The following is a 2,568-nucleotide window of genomic DNA, read 5'->3' as shown; positions in this document are numbered from 1 at the left end:
AAATCCATCAGGCCATCGGCGATGCCTTCGTCGAGCTTCGGCTCCTCGTAATCCGCCAGCATGTTGCGCGCCTTCTCGCGGCCGCGCGTGTCGTGGTCCTTCGCCCCTTCTGCCTTCCACTGTTCGAACGAATTGAAGTCCATGATCGAGGGCATGAAGAAGGCGGATTCGAAATGTTCCAGCGTGTGCTGGGTACCGAGGAAATGGCCCTGCGGTCCCACCTCGCGGATTGCCGCCATGGCTTCCTTGAAATCGTCGAACGGCAGGCCGCCGGCATATTTGTACCAGCCGATGAGCTGTTCGCAGTCGGTGGCGAATTTCGAATAGCCGCAGGTCAGGCCGGCCTCGAGCCATCCGGCGGAGTGCCAGATGTAGTTGGCGCCGGCGAGGATGGCGGCATGCATCAGCATGTTCGCCTCGTAACCAGCCTGGGCGTCGTTGAGCTTCGACCCGACATGGAAGCCGGAGGTGCGCCACGGCAGCCGGTATTTCCGTGCCAGCGCTCCCATCAGATACATCATCTGCGCCGCCTCGGGCGTGCCGCCCATCGGAGCACCGGTCTTCATGTCCACCGTGACCATGAACTGTCCGTAGATCTGCGGCGAGCCTGGGCGCAGCAGTTGCGTGAAGGCGACGCCCGCCAGCGCTTCCGCATTGACCTGTGCCACAGCGCCCACGGCGGACGCCGAAGTCGAGGCGCCGCACAGTGCAAAGGGTGCGAGGATCAGCGGCTGGTTGCTTCGCGCATAGACCTTCATCGCGTCCAGCATGGTGGCGTCCCACACCAGCGGCGAATTGCAGTTGGTGATCGACACCAGGACAGGATTGTCGCGGACGTAATCCTCTCCGAACACGATGCCTGCCATCGCCATCGTGTCTTCCGCCCGCTCCTTGGACGTGACGATGCCCATGAACGGCTTGTCGGAATGCTTAAGCGCGGAATGGATGATGTGGAGGTGACGCTTCGGTACCGCGATTTCCATCGGCTCGCAAATGACCGAACTCGATGAATGCAGCGCCGGCGCCATGTAGGCGAGTTTGTGGAAATTGTTGAGGTCGGCGAGCGTGCCGTAACGCCTGTTGTTGTCGAGATCGCGAACATAGGGCGCGCCATACATCGGCACGAAGATGGTGTTGTTGCCGCCCACCCGCACCGTGCGCTGCGGATTCCTCGCATTGAGCGTGAACTCCGACGGGACCTTCGACACCAGTTCCATCAGCAGGGCCCGGTCGATCCGCACACGGGTTTCCGAGACATCCGCGCCCGCCGCCTTCCACAGTGCGATCGCCTCGTCGTCGCGGAACTCGCAGCCCACCTCTTCGAGGATCAAGAGCGACTCCTCGTGGATCAGTTCGACCGCCTCATCGGGGACCATCTGGTAGACGGGGATCTGGCGGACCAGCGTCGGGAACGACGTTACGGGAGCTCCGCGCAGGGCCTTGCGCCCCAGGCGGCCGCCACTGCGGCGGTTGGCATGTTCGGTCACTTCGGGGGCCGGTGCGTTCATGGCAACTCCATTCCACTCATGAAGGAGCCTAGCGCGACAAAATGGTGATGTGACGCTGGAAAATCCTGATCTCTTGTATAAGCTCAGCTTATGCGAAGCTTGCGCCACCTTCTGCCTTCGGCCGGCAGCCTGATCGTCTTCGAGGCGGCCGGGCGGCTGTCGAGCTTCACCGCCGCCGGGCGCGAGCTGGGCATGACGCAGGCCGCCGTCTCCTATGCCGTGCGCGGACTGGAAGAACAGCTCGGCGCCAAGCTGTTCCAGCGCCGCCACCGCCAGGTGCTCCTGACCGAGGCCGGCGAGCGCTTCCATGCCGACGTCTCGCTCGGCCTTTCGCACATCCGCAAATCGGCGGAGGATCTGCGCCTGCAGGCGACCGGCGGTCATGTCACGCTGGCCGCCTCGACCGCGTTCGGTTCGTTCTGGATGATGCCGCGCCTGCAGCAGTTCCGTGACGAGCTGCCGGGCATTGACCTGCGTATCCAGACCGCCGACCGCGACCTCGACATCATCGCGGAAGGCATTCCGCTCGGCGTGCGCGGCGGCGCGCCGCGGGACTGGCCGGACTATCATTCGTTGCCGCTGGCTGACGAGGAGATATTTCCCGTCGCCGGCACCAGCTATGCGGCAAAGTTCGGCCTGCCCAGATCCGCTGCCGAATTGGCCACGCACCGCCTCATCCATCTGGAGGAGCCGTATCGCGAGGCGGCCAGTTGGGACGAATGGTTCCAGTCTGCGGGCGCCAATCTCAGCGATACCGCGCGCGGCCTGCGCATCAACGACTACGGCCTGGTGATCCAAGGTGTCATGGAAGGCCAAGGCATCGCGCTCGGCTGGCGGCATCTCGCCGAGCGGCTGCTGGCGTCGGGCCTGCTGGTGCCGGTGACGGATCATGTGCTGAAGACCGGCAAGGCCTTCTATGTCGTCTGGCCGAAGAACCGGGAGCTCAGCGACAACGCCCGCAAGGTGCGCGACTGGCTGGCGGCGCAGGCATAAGTCGTTTTCCACTGATCCACCGCTGGCGCAATTCTGCCCCTCCCGCGCGACGCGAATCCGCCTATAG

General features: G+C 64.1%; 2 protein-coding genes. One reads left to right on the top strand and one right to left on the bottom strand.

Annotated features, from left to right (window positions below; genetic code table 11):
• Positions 1 to 1,508, bottom strand: a 1,508-nt coding sequence (locus tag EN994_RS26625) for a trimethylamine methyltransferase family protein (protein ID WP_127307942.1), incomplete at its 3' end; no start/stop codon positions are given.
• Positions 1,509 to 1,598: 90 nt separating this feature from the next.
• On the opposite strand from EN994_RS26625, the gene EN994_RS26620 reads away from it, so the two are divergent.
• A complete protein-coding gene (locus EN994_RS26620) occupies positions 1,599 to 2,501 on the top strand; it encodes a LysR substrate-binding domain-containing protein (protein ID WP_013532333.1) in 903 nt (300 codons plus the stop codon).
• The last annotated feature ends 67 nt before the right edge of the window (positions 2,502 to 2,568 follow it).

Source organism: Mesorhizobium sp. M7A.F.Ca.CA.002.09.1.1, from assembly GCF_003998555.1.
In the GTDB taxonomy this organism is placed as follows: domain Bacteria; phylum Pseudomonadota; class Alphaproteobacteria; order Rhizobiales; family Rhizobiaceae; genus Mesorhizobium; species Mesorhizobium ciceri.
Note: the sequence above shows the minus strand (reverse complement) of the source record. Positions and strands in the feature narration are given on the sequence as shown.